At 45.7% G+C, this 16,995-nt stretch carries 19 protein-coding genes; 1 reads left to right on the top strand and 18 read right to left on the bottom strand.

Going from position 1 to position 16,995, the window contains the following annotated elements; translation table 11 throughout:
- The 10 genes from BM100_RS20980 to BM100_RS20935 form a co-directional block, all read right to left on the bottom strand.
- Positions 1 to 811, bottom strand: an 811-nt coding sequence (locus tag BM100_RS20980; RefSeq protein WP_092514477.1) for a DUF1281 domain-containing protein, incomplete at its 3' end; no start/stop codon positions are given.
- A gap of 103 nt (positions 812 to 914) precedes the next feature.
- Complete coding sequence (locus tag BM100_RS20975; protein WP_407078813.1) at positions 915 to 1,214, bottom strand: TA system toxin CbtA family protein; 300 nt, start codon at positions 1,212 to 1,214, stop codon at positions 915 to 917.
- Positions 1,211 to 1,765: a hypothetical protein gene (locus BM100_RS20970; protein ID WP_092514475.1), complete on the bottom strand. Its 555-nt coding sequence runs from the start codon at positions 1,763 to 1,765 to the stop codon at positions 1,211 to 1,213. The genes BM100_RS20975 and BM100_RS20970 overlap by 4 nt, the downstream gene beginning before the upstream one ends.
- Positions 1,766 to 1,884: 119 nt before the next feature.
- Positions 1,885 to 2,346, bottom strand: coding sequence for an antirestriction protein (locus BM100_RS20965; protein ID WP_092514473.1), 462 nt, complete (start codon positions 2,344 to 2,346; stop codon positions 1,885 to 1,887).
- Positions 2,336 to 2,785 carry an antirestriction protein gene (locus BM100_RS20960; protein WP_092514479.1) on the bottom strand — a complete coding sequence of 150 codons (450 nt, stop codon included), beginning with the start codon at positions 2,783 to 2,785 and terminating at the stop codon, positions 2,336 to 2,338. The genes BM100_RS20965 and BM100_RS20960 overlap by 11 nt, the downstream gene beginning before the upstream one ends.
- A 767-nt stretch (positions 2,786 to 3,552) precedes the next feature.
- Positions 3,553 to 3,915 carry a hypothetical protein gene (locus BM100_RS20955; RefSeq protein WP_092514471.1) on the bottom strand — a complete coding sequence of 121 codons (363 nt, stop codon included), beginning with the start codon at positions 3,913 to 3,915 and terminating at the stop codon, positions 3,553 to 3,555.
- Positions 3,916 to 3,928: 13 nt separating this feature from the next.
- A complete protein-coding gene (locus BM100_RS20950; protein ID WP_092514469.1) occupies positions 3,929 to 5,131 on the bottom strand; it encodes a hypothetical protein in 1,203 nt (400 codons plus the stop codon).
- A 444-nt stretch (positions 5,132 to 5,575) separates the two neighbouring features.
- The gene (locus tag BM100_RS20945; RefSeq protein ID WP_092514467.1) at positions 5,576 to 6,253 is read right to left on the bottom strand and encodes a hypothetical protein; all 678 of its coding nucleotides are present in this window, start codon (positions 6,251 to 6,253) and stop codon (positions 5,576 to 5,578) included.
- A 3-nt stretch (positions 6,254 to 6,256) separates the two neighbouring features.
- Positions 6,257 to 7,345, bottom strand: coding sequence for a hypothetical protein (locus BM100_RS20940; RefSeq protein ID WP_092514465.1), 1,089 nt, complete (start codon positions 7,343 to 7,345; stop codon positions 6,257 to 6,259).
- On the bottom strand, positions 7,342 to 8,325 hold the full coding sequence (locus BM100_RS20935; protein WP_092514463.1) for a PD-(D/E)XK nuclease domain-containing protein: 984 nt from the start codon (positions 8,323 to 8,325) through the stop codon (positions 7,342 to 7,344). The genes BM100_RS20940 and BM100_RS20935 overlap by 4 nt, the downstream gene beginning before the upstream one ends.
- 548 nt (positions 8,326 to 8,873) lie before the next feature.
- Between BM100_RS20935 and BM100_RS20930 the strand changes: the two genes are divergently transcribed.
- Positions 8,874 to 9,155 carry a hypothetical protein gene (locus tag BM100_RS20930; protein WP_092514461.1) on the top strand — a complete coding sequence of 94 codons (282 nt, stop codon included), beginning with the start codon at positions 8,874 to 8,876 and terminating at the stop codon, positions 9,153 to 9,155.
- A 397-nt stretch (positions 9,156 to 9,552) separates the two neighbouring features.
- Here the strand turns inward: BM100_RS20930 and BM100_RS20925 are convergent, their stop codons facing one another.
- The 8 genes from BM100_RS20925 to BM100_RS20895 form a co-directional block, all read right to left on the bottom strand.
- The gene (locus BM100_RS20925; protein WP_092514459.1) at positions 9,553 to 10,470 is read right to left on the bottom strand and encodes an integrase domain-containing protein; all 918 of its coding nucleotides are present in this window, start codon (positions 10,468 to 10,470) and stop codon (positions 9,553 to 9,555) included.
- A gap of 443 nt (positions 10,471 to 10,913) precedes the next feature.
- Complete coding sequence (locus tag BM100_RS22810) at positions 10,914 to 11,111, bottom strand: hypothetical protein (RefSeq protein ID WP_139217015.1); 198 nt, start codon at positions 11,109 to 11,111, stop codon at positions 10,914 to 10,916.
- A gap of 147 nt (positions 11,112 to 11,258) precedes the next feature.
- Entirely contained in the window at positions 11,259 to 11,681 is a 423-nt protein-coding gene (locus tag BM100_RS20920; protein WP_092514457.1) for a hypothetical protein, read from the bottom strand.
- Between the two features lie 568 nt (positions 11,682 to 12,249).
- Positions 12,250 to 13,764: a conjugal transfer protein TraG N-terminal domain-containing protein gene (locus BM100_RS20915; protein WP_092514455.1), complete on the bottom strand. Its 1,515-nt coding sequence runs from the start codon at positions 13,762 to 13,764 to the stop codon at positions 12,250 to 12,252.
- The gene (locus BM100_RS20910; protein ID WP_092514453.1) at positions 13,761 to 14,105 is read right to left on the bottom strand and encodes a hypothetical protein; all 345 of its coding nucleotides are present in this window, start codon (positions 14,103 to 14,105) and stop codon (positions 13,761 to 13,763) included. The genes BM100_RS20915 and BM100_RS20910 overlap by 4 nt, the downstream gene beginning before the upstream one ends.
- A 5-nt stretch (positions 14,106 to 14,110) precedes the next feature.
- On the bottom strand, positions 14,111 to 15,508 hold the full coding sequence (locus BM100_RS20905) for an integrating conjugative element protein (RefSeq protein ID WP_244590704.1): 1,398 nt from the start codon (positions 15,506 to 15,508) through the stop codon (positions 14,111 to 14,113).
- A gap of 52 nt (positions 15,509 to 15,560) precedes the next feature.
- A complete protein-coding gene (locus BM100_RS20900) occupies positions 15,561 to 16,529 on the bottom strand; it encodes a TIGR03756 family integrating conjugative element protein (protein WP_092514449.1) in 969 nt (322 codons plus the stop codon).
- Positions 16,526 to 16,924, bottom strand: coding sequence for a TIGR03757 family integrating conjugative element protein (locus tag BM100_RS20895; protein ID WP_092514447.1), 399 nt, complete (start codon positions 16,922 to 16,924; stop codon positions 16,526 to 16,528). Before BM100_RS20895 ends, BM100_RS20900 begins: the two co-directional genes overlap by 4 nt.
- Positions 16,925 to 16,995 lie beyond the last annotated feature (71 nt).

Below are 16,995 nucleotides of genomic sequence, written 5' to 3'. Positions count from 1 at the left end.
CATGCTCGCCCTGGTCATAACAGTCGTAGCCTTTGAATTGGCCTGACGCTTCGCTGTACCAGTGGCGGATTTCACAGTCAAACATTGCAGACAGCTCTCCCATCAGCTCCGCCGAAGGCGGTGCCCAGGGGGAATCAAAACGCACGGTTAAACTGCTGACATTCCGGCGCTCCCAGCGGACATGGTGGCCAAACGGCCATTCCAGCCCGTATAGCTCTTCATAAAACTGCGCTGTGGTAGAGATCTCTTTCAGCAACGTGCTGTTTCCGTTGATTTCGGTGGCCAGTTGGGTTGACATAATCATCAGCATATCGCAGGGCTGTGCCGCCTGCGGATAAACCTCCAGCCTGTCCCAGCACGCCCCGATATCCAGCGTGTCAGACCAACCCACCATACCAAACCAGTCGGTGTACTGGCGGATCAGCAGATGGGCGATAACATCCCGTGCGACTTCCGGCACTTTGTCCCACGACATCAGGCTGAGACCGGACTGGCGGTACAGGTTATCAATGCGTTTGATATTGTCCGTATTCAACGGCACATTATTCTGTAACAGCAGCAGCCACTGTTCAAAGGCCAGATGCTGCGCCGTGGGTGCCGCCGTGCCGCGTACTAACGCCGGGTACGGCGCGTAAGTTTGCGGTTTGGTGGGTTTGAGTATCCCCGCACAACCGGCCAGAAACAGGCGTAAACTTTGCAACACCGCCTGACGGTAACGGGGGGCTTCTTCCCCGCAGACCCACTGTTGCATTACATCGATACAGACGGATTTGCCGGTAATTTCCAGTTGATTGGTGCACCATTCTGCCATGGTTAAGTTCCTCACTTGAATGATAAAAATAAACCGGAGGAACCGCCCGTTAGGGGAACCGTTCCCCCGATGGGTAGATTGAAAAAAGGTGATTAGAAAAAGATTACGGTTTGGCTTGCTTTAATAACCTGTCCGCCAGGCCACTGTCAAAAATGACTGTCAGTTCATCGTGGATATCCAGATAAGGTGTACTGCGCGGGTCTGCCTGCGCGTTCAGCCGGGTTAATCTGTATTTATCCACCAGTTCGTTAATGGCTTCTGACGGCCGGACACCACGGGTTGTCAGCGCCGCCACGGTGTCGGTTTCACACAATACTGTGTCAGTCAGGTTCAGGCCAAAATGCCGCTTCAGTAAAGCGGCGGCAATCACCTGCCAAACGGTTAAATGTGCTATGGTCATCATGCGGCCTCCTGAATACTGACCGATGCGCCGTGCCGAAGGATATCCTGCACTTCACTGCACTGCTGATAACGGGATGAAACCCGATGCAGTGACAATAAATACGCCTGATGCCATAACGCACGTGCCGCCGGCGCATTCTGCCAGCTCTGCTCAAGCATCGCGGCCTGACATAACCGCTGCTGCTGCCGTTCCAGTGACAGACGTTCCGACGTCAATGTGACCGGCTGCGCCCAGACAATTTCGTCATCAAACCGGCCGCCGAGCACTTTTCTGTCCTGAGCGTCAACAATCATGACGGTCAGCGGAAAAAAAGCCCGTTCACACTGACCGGATAACGTCTCCGGTGCCGGCCAATCCCCCAACAGATGAATCACCTTCAGACGTTGTACTATCTCTGTAATGGTGGCGGCTTCCCCTATTGTCAGGGTATCTGTCAGCAATGAGTGTGACACTTTGGGATGGTGTCTCAGGCCGGTTACCTGGGCGATAAACAATGCCTCCTGTAATACGGAGCCGGCATCATCCGGTACCGGCAAAAAAACAGGGTTCATGATGGTGTTCCTTGATTTCACGTTAAATAAGAAAACACCCGCCCGAGGCCGGGAAGGTGTTTTTACTTCCCTGGTCAGGCGCTTAAGAAAAGCGTTAACAGCCTCATGTGCTGATAACGTCAGTGATGATTATTGTTGTTATAGAGCCATGACGGGCTGATACCCGCGTCTTCAGGCTTCAGTGTCATAACGGCTCTTATCAGGTCGTTTTCCGGGTGCTGCTGTGCATACTCCTGCAATGCACAGAATCGATACGCTTCCTCATTCGGTTCATCCAGCACCGCAACACGGGCCAATACGATTGAGGTAACCGCCAGTCCGAAGGCATCAGCGGAGAGTGTCACCGTCAGTTGCGTGTCCGGCAGGTAAATCGAATAGGTTTCCGCATACGTCGGCACCAGGTAAGTCAGCGATTCAGAGACTTGTCGGCTTGTCCACTGTTCCGGCTGATAATCACCGCATAACGTTGACGCGGTATTTGCCAGCAGGAACCCCAGAAACAACCGTTCTAATGGGGTCTTGTCGGGAAACACGGCCGACAGCGCAAGACTGTCCAGCATAATGTGTTCATTATTTGGCATCACAGTCTCCTTTTAAGCCCAGAGCCGTCCGGATGCACAGAGCCTGAGGATGTTGCAGTGCCGCATATTCACGCAGGTTACAAAACTGCTCAGCATACTCACCTTGTTTCATTAATGCGGCCAGATACCCCAATACGGTCAGGGTCACCATCAACCCGAACGTATCAGCGGAGACTTCGCCGTTAAAGTTTGTTGTCTTGACGTTGACAACATAGGCATCCGACCGTGTTGGTACGACATAAGCAACGGTATCTGATACCTTTCGGCACTGCCACCGATCACGCCGGTAGTTTTCACATAGCACAGCAGCAGCTTTCACGAACGTGTGCTCCAACAGCATCCGCTCCAGTGAACTGGTTTGCGGAAAAAGGTCAGCAAAAGAGGCATGTTCAGACACGGGCGCCGTGTGCACCGTGGTCGGGGGTATATTTTGTTGCATGGTATTCTCCTGAATAAAAAAACGGAGAACACTGACCCAATGGGAAACGTGTTCCCCGTTGGGTGACTGGCCGGTTGGCCATGATGGATAAGATGAAACAACCTTCATCGTCATCAGACTGACGATATCTGCTTCCAAAGGTGCGCAGATGTACCACACGATGGTGTACTCCCTTGCAGGCTACAGGAGTATTGTTGTCGCTGCCCGAAGGTGATCCTCACAAGCGACCAGATCATTGATAAGTTTGACTACGCTAATCAACAGAAATCATAAGGTCAATGGGTAATTCATTTTTGGGGACAGAAAATAATGTCAGGAAGGCAATGGGCTTTGGGGTTAGTCAGGAGGCAGGCTGTCAATGTTCATTTCATGCAGTGATCCATTTGGTCTAACACATTTTTACCCAAAAAGTTTATTAGACCAAAGTTTTTTAATCATTAATTAGAGATTTTATCCATACAAAAACTAATAAACCGGAAAAATACAATATTTGATGATTTTGCTAACAGCGACTATATGAAAAAAGCATGATAGAATTCATATAAATTTTAAAATGGTTAATATAATAAAACTTGGACAGTAATTATTTGTATTAGCTCAGACTAAAGCTGACAGTTTTTCAAGACGGAATACAATCAAATCTGACAGTCAGCTTGGAGCGAAAAACGGGCAGATCACACTTAACAACTAAAATTAACAATATCATTGTCTATGATACCATGAGCTCGATAAAGAAAGAGCCTAAAAAACAGGCTCTTTCATGAAAGCTACTCTTCTCCATCCTCATCATATTCGATGTACACGTTGACTTGATCAACAAAATCCGAAGGTGGGGTAAAGTAAGTATCTATAGGACTATCATCAGGGTGTTCGTAGTCGTCGCGCTCATCTAATGGCCCGGGGAGAACATTAGTATCTCCGTAAAAATCAGCATAAATGCCGTTATTAACAGTTCCACCTCCAGGAACTTCATGGACCAAATTAAAACCAATTGGTGTATTATCATCTGGGTCACCGCCTTCAGAAAATACAGGTATTAAGTCTGAGTGAGTAAAGAATAACTCCTCACCATTAACAATCATTGATTCTGGTATTTCAATGACCAAGTCACCTACTTTTTTTATAATCATAAATCCTCGTGATTTATTTAATTCTAGATTGAAATTTTCTAATGTTATTAGACTTAGCTAATTCTAATAAAAAAGACTCAATTTTTTCATGATGAGATAATTTCTCTCTAAGAGAGAAATAGGCTTTATTTGCAGACAAGTCTATACCATCTGACGTATCACTAAGTGGAGGGAATTTAGGTGTTATTAAGCATAATAAAGCAGAGGAAAATCCTTCAAACCTTTTTTCTGCCCCCTCGGTAAGTACATCTACCAAGCCACGGGTTAATTGATGTAATTTTTCTGGATTGCTTTCATTTTGTAGCCCTTTAAGAACAATTGTATTGTAGCAACGAAAAAGTTCATTCTCAGTATCCTTTGCTGTAAATACAGGGCCATATTGGCGAGCATCGTTGTACTGTTCAAATGTTTTTATAATTACTTTTAATGCAGTTTTCTCATCACGTCTGAAATCTCCAGCTTTATGAAAAAGGGATTGTGCAAGTTGGCTCCCAGCATAAATTATTCCCATATCCCAGAGTGCTTGCAGTAATACAATACCTTGCCAAGATTTTACTGGCGTTCCAGAATTTATCCATTGGGCGGCAATTATCCCTAATTCTTCACGTATAATTAACCAGCGACTACTATGAAAAATATCTGGGGTAATTGAATTTTCATCAGCAAGTCGGTGTAAAGCTATTACTTTGTAGGCATCAGCTTGAGTTGCTTCAGGGTTATTCATAACCCTACTCCACACATACTCAAATATTGATGGCAGCTCTCCTCTCAATTTTGCTTCTTCTACTTCACAGTGTATTTGCAAGTATTTATCACGAGCGACAGCTGTTGGTTGAGTTAAATTAACAAAAATACCACATTGTTCAGCTAAATCGACAGGGACTTCATATCCCAATTCATGGGAGTTTTTTTCTATAAATGATTGAAGGTTTTTGGTTTGTTCTTGACGGCGTTTGAGCACATCTCCCCAGCATAAACGTTCATCTACAGGCAATTTTTTAACTTCAATATGAGTTATTTTTGAAACACCAAGCATTGCACAAAGTAGATCGTTTTTTCCAGATGTATGCTTAATATACTGATATTGCACGCGAAATTTTTCTATCTCTGAAACAGCGGATACTACACGTGCAGATTTAGTTCGGTTGATTGCTTGTTGTATTAATTTTTTATCAAGAAAAGAATTAGCGAATGGATGTGACGATATTTTTGACATGATTTTTCCTCAAGTATACAAATTCATCAGTGGCAAAAATGACACTGAATATGAACCCGGAATCGCCTGATTCCCTTGAGGTTGGGTAATAGCCTAACGCTAAAAAAATATCACTAAGAATGTAGCGCGTCAATATATAAAAAATTGCTATTTACTATAACATCACTTTGCTACACCGCCCCAGAGGCCCTCAGTACACTTCTCTGACGCGTAAGGGTGTTTCCAGCGCCTCTTGTACATAGTGCGAAAAAGTGAGCCTGATGATTTCAGCGCGACTGCATGGCTATACAATATGATTGCTCCCAGCAGATTAGTTCATTCAAATATCAGCGATGTCCACTTTTGGCACTGAGCTACCTGTCAGATTAGGTCTAGCTCTGTGCCGTAGCGGTGCCAGAACAAGTCTGAGCTAATACAAATTATTATGCCCAAGTTACATTCTCTTTATTCAATTTTACAAGTTAAAAGACACCTACTGATTTTATTGAATTCCTCACCAGTTAATTTATCCCCTATGATTTTTACATTCCCTCTTGAATTTAATTCAATCTCCACTCGATCATTATCTATATTTAAATTCAACCTTCTTAATTCATAATTAGAATTAGGTAGAAATTTATTGATCTTGTCAAAAATATCTTTATTACTACTTAACCCCAATTTCAAAGTTGAATTTTCAATTATGCTTTTCGAGTATATTTCCAGGCCACTAACGTAAAAAATAGAATCAATTTCATTAGGCAATAAGCCCATAAACTTTTTAAGATCAAGTTCAAAATTAGATATTATGCATTGATTATCTAATGCTCTTATTAAATCACGTCTAAAGTGTGAAAGGTTTTTAGCTGCATTTAGTATTTCGATATATTCTTCATGTAAGATAAATTCATTAATATAATATTCCTCAAGACTGTTTTTTTTAATTTCACCAAAAGGGGTCACGAGATCACTAGTCTTTTCATATTTGTAAATATGTTTCGCCTTTATTCTTGAACCATTGACTTTACTAAGCATAAAACCAGAGTTTTTTTCCTCTGTATACCTCATGTTTAATAGAGAACTTACGATATTTTTCGTAGTTAGCTTAGTATCAAGCTTAAAGAATGAGATACGTTGGTTCATAACTTAGTCCTTAGACTGCATCATTTCCGTGTATATCGACAAAGCAGTCTTGTAAATGAGTTTAGAGAGTTTTTCTGCTTCATGTTTATTAAGCGAATTAGAAGGAGTTGCGTTTAAACTTCCTCGACTATAACGTTGAACTGTCTTAACCTGATATCTGAAACCCTTAGATTTATCAGGGTTATCAAATTGAGCTTCAACGGCATAGCAATCAGATTGTTCAGAACCAACATTAGGTATTATTTCCCTAACTTTCCAGACAATTTTGTATATGTGATACTTATCGCTAGGGAAACTGTCGTAGATTTTAGATGCTAATAACTCTTGACCAGACAAAACTGCTTTCCTTACTTGACCAGTGAAGTCGCTTTCATTTTCATCTTTATCGCTTCCTATATTTTTTACGTTTACGTTCACAACATCATAAACGTCATAATTTTCTAGTTTTATTAGACGAGTAAAAAATTCGGTTCGTTCTTTAGTGGTAGCATGCTCGTAATCTATCTCAATAGGTGTTACCTGTGTCTGTAGCTGCTCAGATATTGCTTTAACTAATTTATTCTTAACTTCTTTACCCACATCTGTAGCAGGAAAGTGTATGCTAGTTTCACCATTTTCCCTGTTTACTTCAATCTCGATAATACCTTTCTTGCGAGTTCTCTGTCGCATAGGTGCTTTTGAGTAATCTACATCTACATAGTTCGCCTCTATACTGAATTTAGTTGCGGAAGCACTTGTTAAAGTTAAGCTTATCTCATCATCAGACATAGATTTTTTGACATCTTGAAAGGCTTTAGTGATATTTCCTTTTGTACATTTTTCAGGTATCTCCGATGTAGATTGGCTATCTCTACGGTCAGGATTTTCTAAGAGTAGGCAAAGATAACGGTAATCATAGAAATCAAATCTTACTTTTTGCACAATGTCTAATAACTCTTCTTTGGTACTTTTTTGTGAAACAAGAATGCCTTTATCTAGTAAAAGAGCAGCTATGTTTTCTGCTTTAACTCGTTGAGCAACAAGGCCATCTCGGATATTTTTATCGTTCATAAAGTATAGGCGATTACCTACTTTTTTATTTTCTTTGTTCATTTACGAAGACCTATTTCAATCGCGGAAAACTGAGGTTGAGATTTTGCTATTGTCCCGCCAACTAAAGAGATTTTAAGTTCTTCTATGCGTTCATCTGAATAACCCAAATCACCAAAGTATTGCTCTATGGCTGTGTATAGGTTAAGTACGCCAAACTCATTATTATTAACCAACTTGATACAAACGGATCCTTTATCATTTAGTATTTGGTAGTAGGAAAGCGCATCCAACAAGTAAACAAATTCATCAACTTCTTGACCTTCTTTCATATAGTAAATAACAAAACCAGCTTCTCTTATGCGTGCTTTTGCATGCTTAATAATTATCCAAGGAGATGACAATGTTTCGATTGTCGCAGGTTCACCATAAACACTGTCGAAATGATTTTTGTTAAGAATTTCACTGGGATGGAAGAAACAATAATCATCAATTTCTGGTAGATGGCCTCTGCCAATCATTACCTGTATATCCATCACTATACTATACAACTCAACAATTTTTTTAGGACTACAAATGAATATTTTGTTTGTATCCTCTAGATGATTAACTTTTTCTTCATTAATAGTTCTGATTATTTCATCAAAGTTACCATCATATTCACCACAATGATTATATACAAAGAGCATACCGTGAACAGAATGGCTATCCTCAGGTTTATAAAGGTTTTGCCAATTTGGGTTATAGCCAGCACAATTTGTTGCATAAGAGAGAGACTCTAAAGCACTATGTATTTGGCCTTTGGTTATTGAGTTTTTTTTGTAGCTCTTCAGATCGGTGTTTATATATTTCATCTCATTATCGTAAGGATCACGATAGTAAAGCACACAATCGGAAGGGTGATCATTTTTATTACCATGTTCCTCGGGGGTCACGCAATCCCAACTATGGTCTTCTACAACCTTGCGTTTCCACTTTAAATACTGAAATAGCTCTTCAGCGACTACAGAGGCCATCTCTGCTATTTGTTTGGTTTCACTCATCTAATTATACCTTAAAGAATAGTTATCCCTATTATGCATACGGCATGATTAGCATACAATTAACCAATTGAATTTTAATCATTTATCGTGATGTAAGTCGCTTAATTAACTCATATTGAGATTGATTTCATTTAATCGTCGTTTTTAAACCCTCTCTGAACTAGGGTGGCTATAAAAATAGGATTTATACGCTTCGCCTTTCAAGTTGCCTCTTTATTGGCTGCACTCATTCACCCCAGCCACATAGTTATCTATGCTCCTGGGGATGAATTCCCTTGCCGCCGCGATGCAACTTGAAATTCATTGCGTATAGAATAGTATCAAATTGAATTCTTCACTACATTTAACTAATTTGACCAAGTAAGTTTTTAAGTTAAATTTCTCCCAGTAATAAATTAGGGCAAAGTCATTTTTTAATACATATTGTACCCATACAATTTTGTGAAAATGCAAGCCTCCTCATAGAATACGTTGAAGAAAATCAGTATTACTTAGATCCGTTATCAGACTAATAATCTTCCAATAATTTATGTGTATTTGGAGAATATATGAATATTAATAAAACTACAGCTCCGTCTGAGTTTTTATCCTCATTGATTAATGCATATGATAATTTCCAAGCTGGTGATTTTATGAAAAAAGTCAATGAAAAGCTTAAAACTTACTTTGATGATTTTACTCCAGAGCAAGACGCTGATTCGGCTCTTTATTGGGAGCCTGAAGGGTGTAGTGGGTGGTTAAGTAATTTTGAATTAGCTGATTCAAATTTTGAAATCATAGAACATGATGAAGATTATCCGTGGCGATTCATTCTGCATATGACTCAATAGATCGTAACCATGTCCATTTAGGTTACATAACAAAAACTACTAAAGAAAAATTTACATCTGAGATTTTAATCACGCTCACTGGAAATTTAACTGGCGAACTAGCAAAATTGGACGTTGAGGAAGTTAGAGTAGTAAACCCAATTCAATCGATCAACTTTGGTTCCATAGGGCTAGACGATGATAATGACTAACTTAATGCAACTAAGCACACATATAAAATTTTAAGGTTTTAATATACTTTTTCTTCTCCAAACAACCAAAGCTAGAGCAAACTCTCTAGCTTGTTTTTGTCCAGAAACGAATTAGAGTTAGCATGTGGGTAATTGATTAAGTATCAAGGTTAGTTTGCTCGTGTTCCAATGACCAAGCCTTCTGACCGTGTATGAGCCAGTACACCTTATTCATCCTCAACCTTCTGATAGTACACCTGCCGGATATAGCGCCCCCGCCCATCACCATGCCCTAAATCCATTGACACCAGTGCCAATGCTTCCCGCTCACTGAGTCCCTGAGCTTTATAATGTGCGCCAGATTGCTGGGCAAAATGGTAGCGCATGCTGTGTGGCGCTTGTTTACCCACCAGTCCGGCGCGTCTGACCACGTAGCGGTAACGATCTATCGCTTGGTGAATTGAGGGCTTATCAATCAATCTGCCACTGCGTTCTGTCTTTGCTCGCTCCGCATAGCCAATAGCCCGTTGCAGCGCCTCCCGATCCAGTATGACCGTCTGCCTCGGTCGCCCGCCTTTGGTGCCAAACACCACCCGAACTGACGTATGACCGTTTTCCAGCGCTTTTTTCCAGGTAGCTAAAGATTTGTAGGCTTCCACCGCTTCTTTGGTACGCAACCCCAGTACATACGCCAGTTGCATCACGGCGGCCACGCCCCGATCTTTTTGTTCGACCTGCTGAAAAGCCGCCTGAAATTCTGCCGGAGTTAACGCCATTTTTGTTCCCCGGCGATCCGTATTGGCAATACCCAGTGCCCGGTTGCTCAGACGCGGATTATCGGCTGCCGCCAGCTTATGTTTACCCGCCTGCGTTAAAATGACTCGCAGCGCTGCCATCTCATTTTGCAATGTCCGGTGACTGATACACTCAGCCTTTCGCTGTGCAATATAGTGCTCAATATATGTTGTTTTGAGGCTGTCCACCTGCCGGAGCTTAATACCCCTGTCTTTTAGAAAGTGAAGAAACTGCCGGGCAATCCGTTCACGCTCCGCCACCGTCGCAAAACTCCCGCCCGCATGTCGGGCATGGGTCATAAATTCTTTTCTGAACCGTTCAATTTTCGAACGTGCCGATTTCTGAGCCATCCGCGCATCTCCTTTTGATTTATTCATTTTTAAACAAATCCCTGCGTGTCGGTTCAGGTTCACCGTTCCGTGGTGCGTCAGATAATGTGTAGCAAGGCGAAGTTGTGTTGAGTTTTTGCAGGAGCTCGCGACGTGCTCAGCACAGCGATGACATGCTCCCCGTTCAGAGCCTGATCTAATCAGGATGAACGCCTCATTATCGTGACGTGGGTAATTTCTCCTTTTTTCGGTATCAGCCTGTTGTCAGGCAGTGGGTGAAAAGCAAGCAAAACAGAACGATTCAGACAGAAAAAGGCCCGTAACAATGGGTGACTTTGAGTAATACGGGGATCAAATGGGTCGTAAAAGCAGGCCGGACGTGCTCTGGACGTTGGCCGCTTAGCGGCGTCACTTGGTAATCGCGCTGCTTTTACGCAAGTGACGCCGCACAACATTCAGGACGTTTATCGTCGATATTCGGGACAACGCAAAGTCTGCGCTGCCCGTATTGCGTGATAAGCCGGTCGTGAATCACACCGGATAACTTTCATCGCCGGACGGTGGATTATTGTCTGACGATATCTGCTTCCAAAAGTGCGCAGATGTACCGCTGGGTAATGCGCTCCCTTGCAGGCTACGGGAGCTTTATTTCGCCATCGCATGGGTGATCCTCACAGGCGAACAGATCACTGATAATCACATTTCGATGGTAGCGTGTGTATCAAACCGGGTCAATGTCAGTGCGATGATCTCTGCCCCACGATTTTTACGCGCTCAGGTAGCTCAGATTCAAGCGCAATACCCTTCCTTTATTCTTTAATGTCTAAAGGCTTTTTATCGGTAATGCCGGTTAATTCTGACAAATCAACATCCTTCCCTTCAGTAAGAAAGTAGTTTCTGCGTCTCAGGTTGTACAGGTGACGACAATGCTCACACATGTCATTCATATTCGCCGGGTTTCTGATGGCCCTGAGTGACCTGACGGCATATTTACCACACCGGCACCGCACGACATAAATGGAGGTGCTTTTCGGGTTACCGCGTTGTGATAAAGGGCGGACACCTAACACCGTAAAAAAGCCGTATTCATACCCCTGAACTTGCATCAGTATGTTGATTAAATTGGGTTCTCTTTTTGTTAACCGCAAATCATACGTCGTTTTGTAAGGAATAAAATGATCGGATTGTTTTTTAACTTTTTTATTTTTGTGATTTTTATCAATATCACGCATGACTTTCCCTGAACCTTTTCAGATGATATTCAAGGCGTTCCAATTTAATCCTTTTTATAATGAATTCAATAGTAAAAAAATTAAACCAAATCGGTAAATTGAATCTTCCCCGCATTTATTTAATGGCAATAAACGGCGAAGCCTCAATGGCTTCAACCATTGAGGCTTCTATAAATCGTCTACTATCAATGAAATGGCATTATTGATATAGAACATGACAAGTATAACCTTTTTAGCGTATGTCATATGAAATAAAATGGCATGGGTTTATTGTCTGTTTTGTGAGGAATCTCATAAATATCGCGTATTAAAATCCCAATGTGAAATATAACGATACAAAAACCACTATAAAGCCGATCTGCATTCTAAAATAGAATAAATTAAATCAATAGCGCATTGTCGTTAAATGATTCATTTATCCATCTTGTTAAAAACAGTTATTTTATCTTTCATTAACGAGGCAGTAATAAATAAATCAAACAGCCAAAAAAAACAGAAAACTGACCTAACATTCAAATGACAATTCAGGGATAACTGCGTATCCCTGACGTTGTAAACACCAGCTTGTCTATTTTCCTTTTGACATCATCTTCTGCATCACCATCTGCCCGAACATGCCAGCAGATTGCCTGACCTGCCCCACACCCTGGCTCATCAGGCCACCGACGTCACCCATCCGCACACCGGCCCAGGCCAATGCCCCCAGCCAGACCATCGGCAGCACAATAAACAACGTCCCCATCACCAAGCCCATAATCATATCATCTGACGTGTTCTGTATGCCCGCCAGATTAAACAGGCTATGGGTATCTGAGCCGTACAGGGCGTCCAGCAAATGGCTGTCCAGCCAGCGTGCCAGCTCCCACCAGAACGTCAGGAAATTCAGCGCGAAAATCACAAACGTCAGGGTGAACACGGTTTTAAACTCATACGCAGCCACCAACAGCAGCAACGGGATTAAGATATACAACGCCATTAAAATCACCGCCTGCATCATCGGCAGTGCCTGACGCACCGCATCGAACATCGGCATATTAAGCAATCCGCTCAGCAATGTCCCTGCGGAGGCACCGACCCGGTTAGAACCATCCAGCAGAGTGGGATCGGCATGACCGCCATAGCCGGCATAAACAACTCCTTCCTGAGAAACGGTCAGATTCACCGGGCTGACCAGACGGCGGATCACCGCTTCCTGATAAGCGGGCGTGTTTTTACCCAGCATTTTCAGGGTGGCGGACAAACGCAACCATAACCCCGGATCAGCCTGCTCAAGCACCCGATCTTTCAGCCCAATTTGGGCGGCAGACCACCAGGCCTGACAGGTTGGATATCCCCCCGATCCGGTATACGGCCGCCCATTATCCCTACTCTCTTGCCACGGAAAGTCAGTCCGGGGCAGGCGCGATTGCAGCGTCCGGTAATCCCCGGCTAAAAATGTGCGGCTGCCCAGCCAGCCGATATCATTCAGGATAATCGGATCGCTGATGTGTTCCTGATCGCGTTGTTGCCACTGATACAGGGCCAGCGCATAACAATCGTGGGTAAAATCCTGTAACTCCGCCGCCAGTGCCGGGCTCTTGATACGGGTATGCTGCACGTCAAAACGCAGTTGCCGTAAATCCGGCCGACAGGGAATAGTGGCCACTGCCGCCTGCGTCAGCCCTTTGGATAACCGGTGCACCACGGCCCACCAAATCGGCACTGCCGCCGTTTGATTATTCAGGCTGGATATCACCGGCGCATAACCGCTGTTCTCCGGTGTGCCGGGTGTCCAGGTGCCACAGCTTTTAGTTCGTGCGGTATCATACTGGAGGGTGCTGAAGCTGACATTGACCAGCGGCACGCAGCAAAACACCATCACGAAAAACGCACTGTAGAGCGTATTTTCAATCCGGGCCAGCGACTGCAATCCATTGGGGCCTTCTTCCTCCCCGCACTCCCGCACTTTCAGCCAAATGGCAATCACTTTGACCACTAACGGCAGGGTAAACAACCCCGTCGCTATCAGAATGTGCCACAGGCCATTATTCACCACCCAACCGAGCAGGGTCAGTAAATATTCCAGATAACTGTTCGTGGTCATGACACACTTCCCTGACTGACAAACAGGGCATATTCCCCCAGCAGGATAAACAGCCCGCTAGCCGCCATCATCCGTCTCAGCGTCGTGCGGTATTCCGCCTGATGTTTCACTCTTTGCCCAATTTTCCAACCGCCCCAGAGCAGCCCGCCGTAAAGGCTTAATCGCCATAACAGCCAAAGCGATTGATATCTTTCCAGCCCGCGATTCAAGGCAGACAGGGTTTCGGGATAATTCCCCCCTGCCCAGCCGATGGCGAGCGTCACGACCATCACCAAAGCGATAATCAGCAATAACCCAATACCTTTTCTTAATCTTGCACGTTTACGTTTCTCTGCCATCATCAATTTTATCTGCGCACCTGATTGGAGGATTCCAACTGAGAAAAACGGGCATCCTGACTGTCCGCGACCTGTTTTTGTGGATGAGCGTGAATACGCTGCGTATCCCGTTCAATGATGGTCAGAATGGAATTACGGGAAAGTACCTGCTTCAGCTCCATTTCATTTTTCAGCGCATTAATTTCCCGATCCAGAGCGGCAATCCGGCGGTCGCCTTCTGCCAGCGCTTCCGATTGTGCTGCCGCATTAGGTTCGGACATGCCGGTGATCAGCATCCGGCGCATCAGTAACGCGGTTTCAATGGTCTCACTCATCGCCAGCTCCCCCGCCAGACGTGCAGTCAGTGCAGCCCTATCGGGATCACGCTGCAACGCCTGGATAACACCTTGCGTCACGGCCAGGCTGCCGGTTTTCAGTTTGGTGAGATTCGCCCGCGTGGGTTTCTCTGTGCCGCTGACCAGTTTCACCAGTTGTTCGGTGTTCATTTTGGTGTGAGCTTCCAGCATCGGGGCAAACCCCGTCCCCGCGACCGTTGTCCCCGATTGATGTTGCTCGCCCCCACTGGTGCACTCTGTGGCTTGCGCGCAGGTCCGGATGGCCCGGTCGCCCAGTACACTGACCACCGCCTCGGCCGCTTCCCGCGCCGTGCTGAATTTACGGCAGGCACTGCCCTCGCAATTGAAGGAGCTGACCGACGACTGACTCAGTACCGGCAACTGATTCATCATATTAAAGCCAGCGCTGGCTAAATCACGGGTCGGGCGAATGGCATTCTGTCCCTTCCCGCCCTGTCGTTGCCCGCCAATCCATGAATGCCCGCCGGCTCCGGTCGCTTTGGTGCCGGCATTATTGACACGCACCGCATCGCCATCTCCGCCGTTGACCTGATTTTTGTACTCCTGCAACGCCGCCGATTGGCTCCATTTGTTGTTCTGCGCAAAATCCATCATTCTCTTCGCCATGTTCTGGCAATTGAACTGGGCTTTATCAAACGCCACATTAGCCTGCAACACCCCGTTGGTCAGCATGTCATACAGCCCCGGATTGGCCCGCTGAATTATCATGGCTGGGAGACTGGCAACCGCTCCGGTGGCGCCCTGAACCACATCACTCATCAGGTTCTTAAACCCGGCCGTAATACCGTTAAGCTGATTGCTGATCGTAGTTTTCAGGTCAAAATTACCGCACATCAAATCCGAGCTCCAACCCAGTTCCAGACCGGCCAGCATGGTTGAACCACCGCGACTGGCCGGCTCAGAAATCACCGAACCGCCACCCAACGTATAAAACAGCGTATCGGAGACGGCCCCGCTGGCCTCTGCGCCATAGCCCAGGGCACTTCGATTCACCTGCGGTAAGGTGAGGGACAGCCCGGTCGCATGGGACTGTATCGGAGCAAGCATCATTGCGCCCACGACCAGCCATACGGCGTTTCTTGTCGTCATCTGACCTCCTGATTCAAATATCCGTACTGCTGAGAAAGCGCTGCCCGCGCCGTTTGCAACAGCTGTAGGGTTGCCACAAGGCATACGCCTGATTGCCATTCATGGCAGCGGAATGTGTTCCGTCAGGAAACACGGCACAAGACTGACTTAACTGTGGCGATAACCGCTGCCACTGATGATTTTTCGTGCCGGTATTTTCCGTCACCGGCGGCGGTGGCCAGTAGCCGTCACGGCGTTGCCCGGTCAGCGGCTGATAGACATGAGGCTGGCCAGTACGGGTAATGATGTCGGCCACCCGCTGTGCCACCACGGCCGCCGCTTTATCTTCATCCGCCTGCGTCACAAAACCGGCACGCGGGTAGAGGTTTCCCCACATATTGCCACGCATCTGGCTACCCAGTTCCCGCTGACCGGGGATAAGGGCTTCCGGATAAAATGACTCCGGCAACCCGCTGCGCCACGCCACGGTATCCAGCGTGCTGAGGAAATAAGGCATCAATGGCGTCGCTGCACTTTTGCAGGAATAGCCCGGAATTTGCCCACCTATCAGCGTCGTGGCGGGATGCCCGATGGCATCAGCGTATTTGAAACGCAGATGGGTAGTGCGCTTTCCGGCAACCTGAATATTGTGATTGCCTCCACCGGCAGTCAGATGGGCTAAGGCTCCGGTCACCGTATTTTCCAGCCCGCCGGATAAGGCGCTGATTTGCGCCATGTCAGACCACGGGTTGCCGCCGGAGCCATGATAGGTGGCAACCACCGTCTGCGGCAGGAAATGGGTCACTTTGACCGAGGTTTTCACCGTGCAGCCATGCCATGAACAGAACAGCCAGTAACAAATGCCGCTGACCCGCCACTGAATGCAGGCAGGTGAGAGGCTACTTGCCACAATTTGGGCGGTATTGATGGCGGCTTGTGTGGCCGGCGCAAACGCCGCAACCAGCGTGATGAGCACAGGAAAAGCAATGCGTGACGGATTCATGGCCGGTATTGCTCCCTGAGCGCCGTCGCTCTGGCAACATCTGCGGTGCCATACACCACATCACGGTCATCAAAAACCACCGCTGGGTACTGACGTACACCCCGTTGCCAGGCTTCAACCACCTCACGGTAGGCGTTGATAAGCGCTTGTTCCTGTTCACGCCAATGATGCGATTGCAGTACAGCCTGTGCCTGAAGGCGGGCCTGCTGGGGATCTGGGGAAAGTTGAGGGAAGATTTTTTTCTGATGCTGTTTAGCCGCATCCAGCCAGACCACCTGGCTGTCCGGAGTCAGATTCACCGGCGGGTGCTGGCGGTCAGTGTACACCACTGTTTTGGCCCCCGAGGACAGAGACACCATCCATCCCATCAGGAACAGTAAACCCGTTTTTTTCATCGTGTCCTTTCCATGCCACAAAACATCGGAACAGCGTGAAGAAAATAGGAACAAAAATCAGCAAACAATTC

This window comes from Xenorhabdus mauleonii (genome assembly GCF_900113945.1).
Classification (GTDB): Bacteria; Pseudomonadota; Gammaproteobacteria; order Enterobacterales; family Enterobacteriaceae; genus Xenorhabdus; species Xenorhabdus mauleonii.
Note: the sequence above shows the minus strand (reverse complement) of the source record. Positions and strands in the feature narration are given on the sequence as shown.

What these genes read in the sequence shown, in the direction of transcription:
- BM100_RS20975 (WP_407078813.1), bottom strand. Translation starts at nt 1,214, where the DNA reads ATGATGACCATAGCACATTTAACCGTTTGGCAGGTGATTGCCGCCGCT.
- BM100_RS20970 (WP_092514475.1), bottom strand. Translation starts at nt 1,765, where the DNA reads ATGAACCCTGTTTTTTTGCCGGTACCGGATGATGCCGGCTCCGTATTA.
- BM100_RS20965 (WP_092514473.1), bottom strand. Translation starts at nt 2,346, where the DNA reads ATGCCAAATAATGAACACATTATGCTGGACAGTCTTGCGCTGTCGGCC.
- BM100_RS20960 (WP_092514479.1), bottom strand. Translation starts at nt 2,785, where the DNA reads ATGCAACAAAATATACCCCCGACCACGGTGCACACGGCGCCCGTGTCT.
- BM100_RS20955 (WP_092514471.1), bottom strand. Translation starts at nt 3,915, where the DNA reads ATGATTATAAAAAAAGTAGGTGACTTGGTCATTGAAATACCAGAATCA.
- BM100_RS20950 (WP_092514469.1), bottom strand. Translation starts at nt 5,131, where the DNA reads ATGTCAAAAATATCGTCACATCCATTCGCTAATTCTTTTCTTGATAAA.
- BM100_RS20945 (WP_092514467.1), bottom strand. Translation starts at nt 6,253, where the DNA reads ATGAACCAACGTATCTCATTCTTTAAGCTTGATACTAAGCTAACTACG.
- BM100_RS20940 (WP_092514465.1), bottom strand. Translation starts at nt 7,345, where the DNA reads ATGAACAAAGAAAATAAAAAAGTAGGTAATCGCCTATACTTTATGAAC.
- BM100_RS20935 (WP_092514463.1), bottom strand. Translation starts at nt 8,325, where the DNA reads ATGAGTGAAACCAAACAAATAGCAGAGATGGCCTCTGTAGTCGCTGAA.
- BM100_RS20930 (WP_092514461.1), top strand. Translation starts at nt 8,874, where the DNA reads ATGAATATTAATAAAACTACAGCTCCGTCTGAGTTTTTATCCTCATTG.
- BM100_RS20925 (WP_092514459.1), bottom strand. Translation starts at nt 10,470, where the DNA reads ATGGCTCAGAAATCGGCACGTTCGAAAATTGAACGGTTCAGAAAAGAA.
- BM100_RS22810 (WP_139217015.1), bottom strand. Translation starts at nt 11,111, where the DNA reads ATGCGATGGCGAAATAAAGCTCCCGTAGCCTGCAAGGGAGCGCATTAC.
- BM100_RS20920 (WP_092514457.1), bottom strand. Translation starts at nt 11,681, where the DNA reads ATGCGTGATATTGATAAAAATCACAAAAATAAAAAAGTTAAAAAACAA.
- BM100_RS20915 (WP_092514455.1), bottom strand. Translation starts at nt 13,764, where the DNA reads ATGACCACGAACAGTTATCTGGAATATTTACTGACCCTGCTCGGTTGG.
- BM100_RS20910 (WP_092514453.1), bottom strand. Translation starts at nt 14,105, where the DNA reads ATGATGGCAGAGAAACGTAAACGTGCAAGATTAAGAAAAGGTATTGGG.
- BM100_RS20905 (WP_244590704.1), bottom strand. Translation starts at nt 15,508, where the DNA reads ATGATGCTTGCTCCGATACAGTCCCATGCGACCGGGCTGTCCCTCACC.
- BM100_RS20900 (WP_092514449.1), bottom strand. Translation starts at nt 16,529, where the DNA reads ATGAATCCGTCACGCATTGCTTTTCCTGTGCTCATCACGCTGGTTGCG.
- BM100_RS20895 (WP_092514447.1), bottom strand. Translation starts at nt 16,924, where the DNA reads ATGAAAAAAACGGGTTTACTGTTCCTGATGGGATGGATGGTGTCTCTG.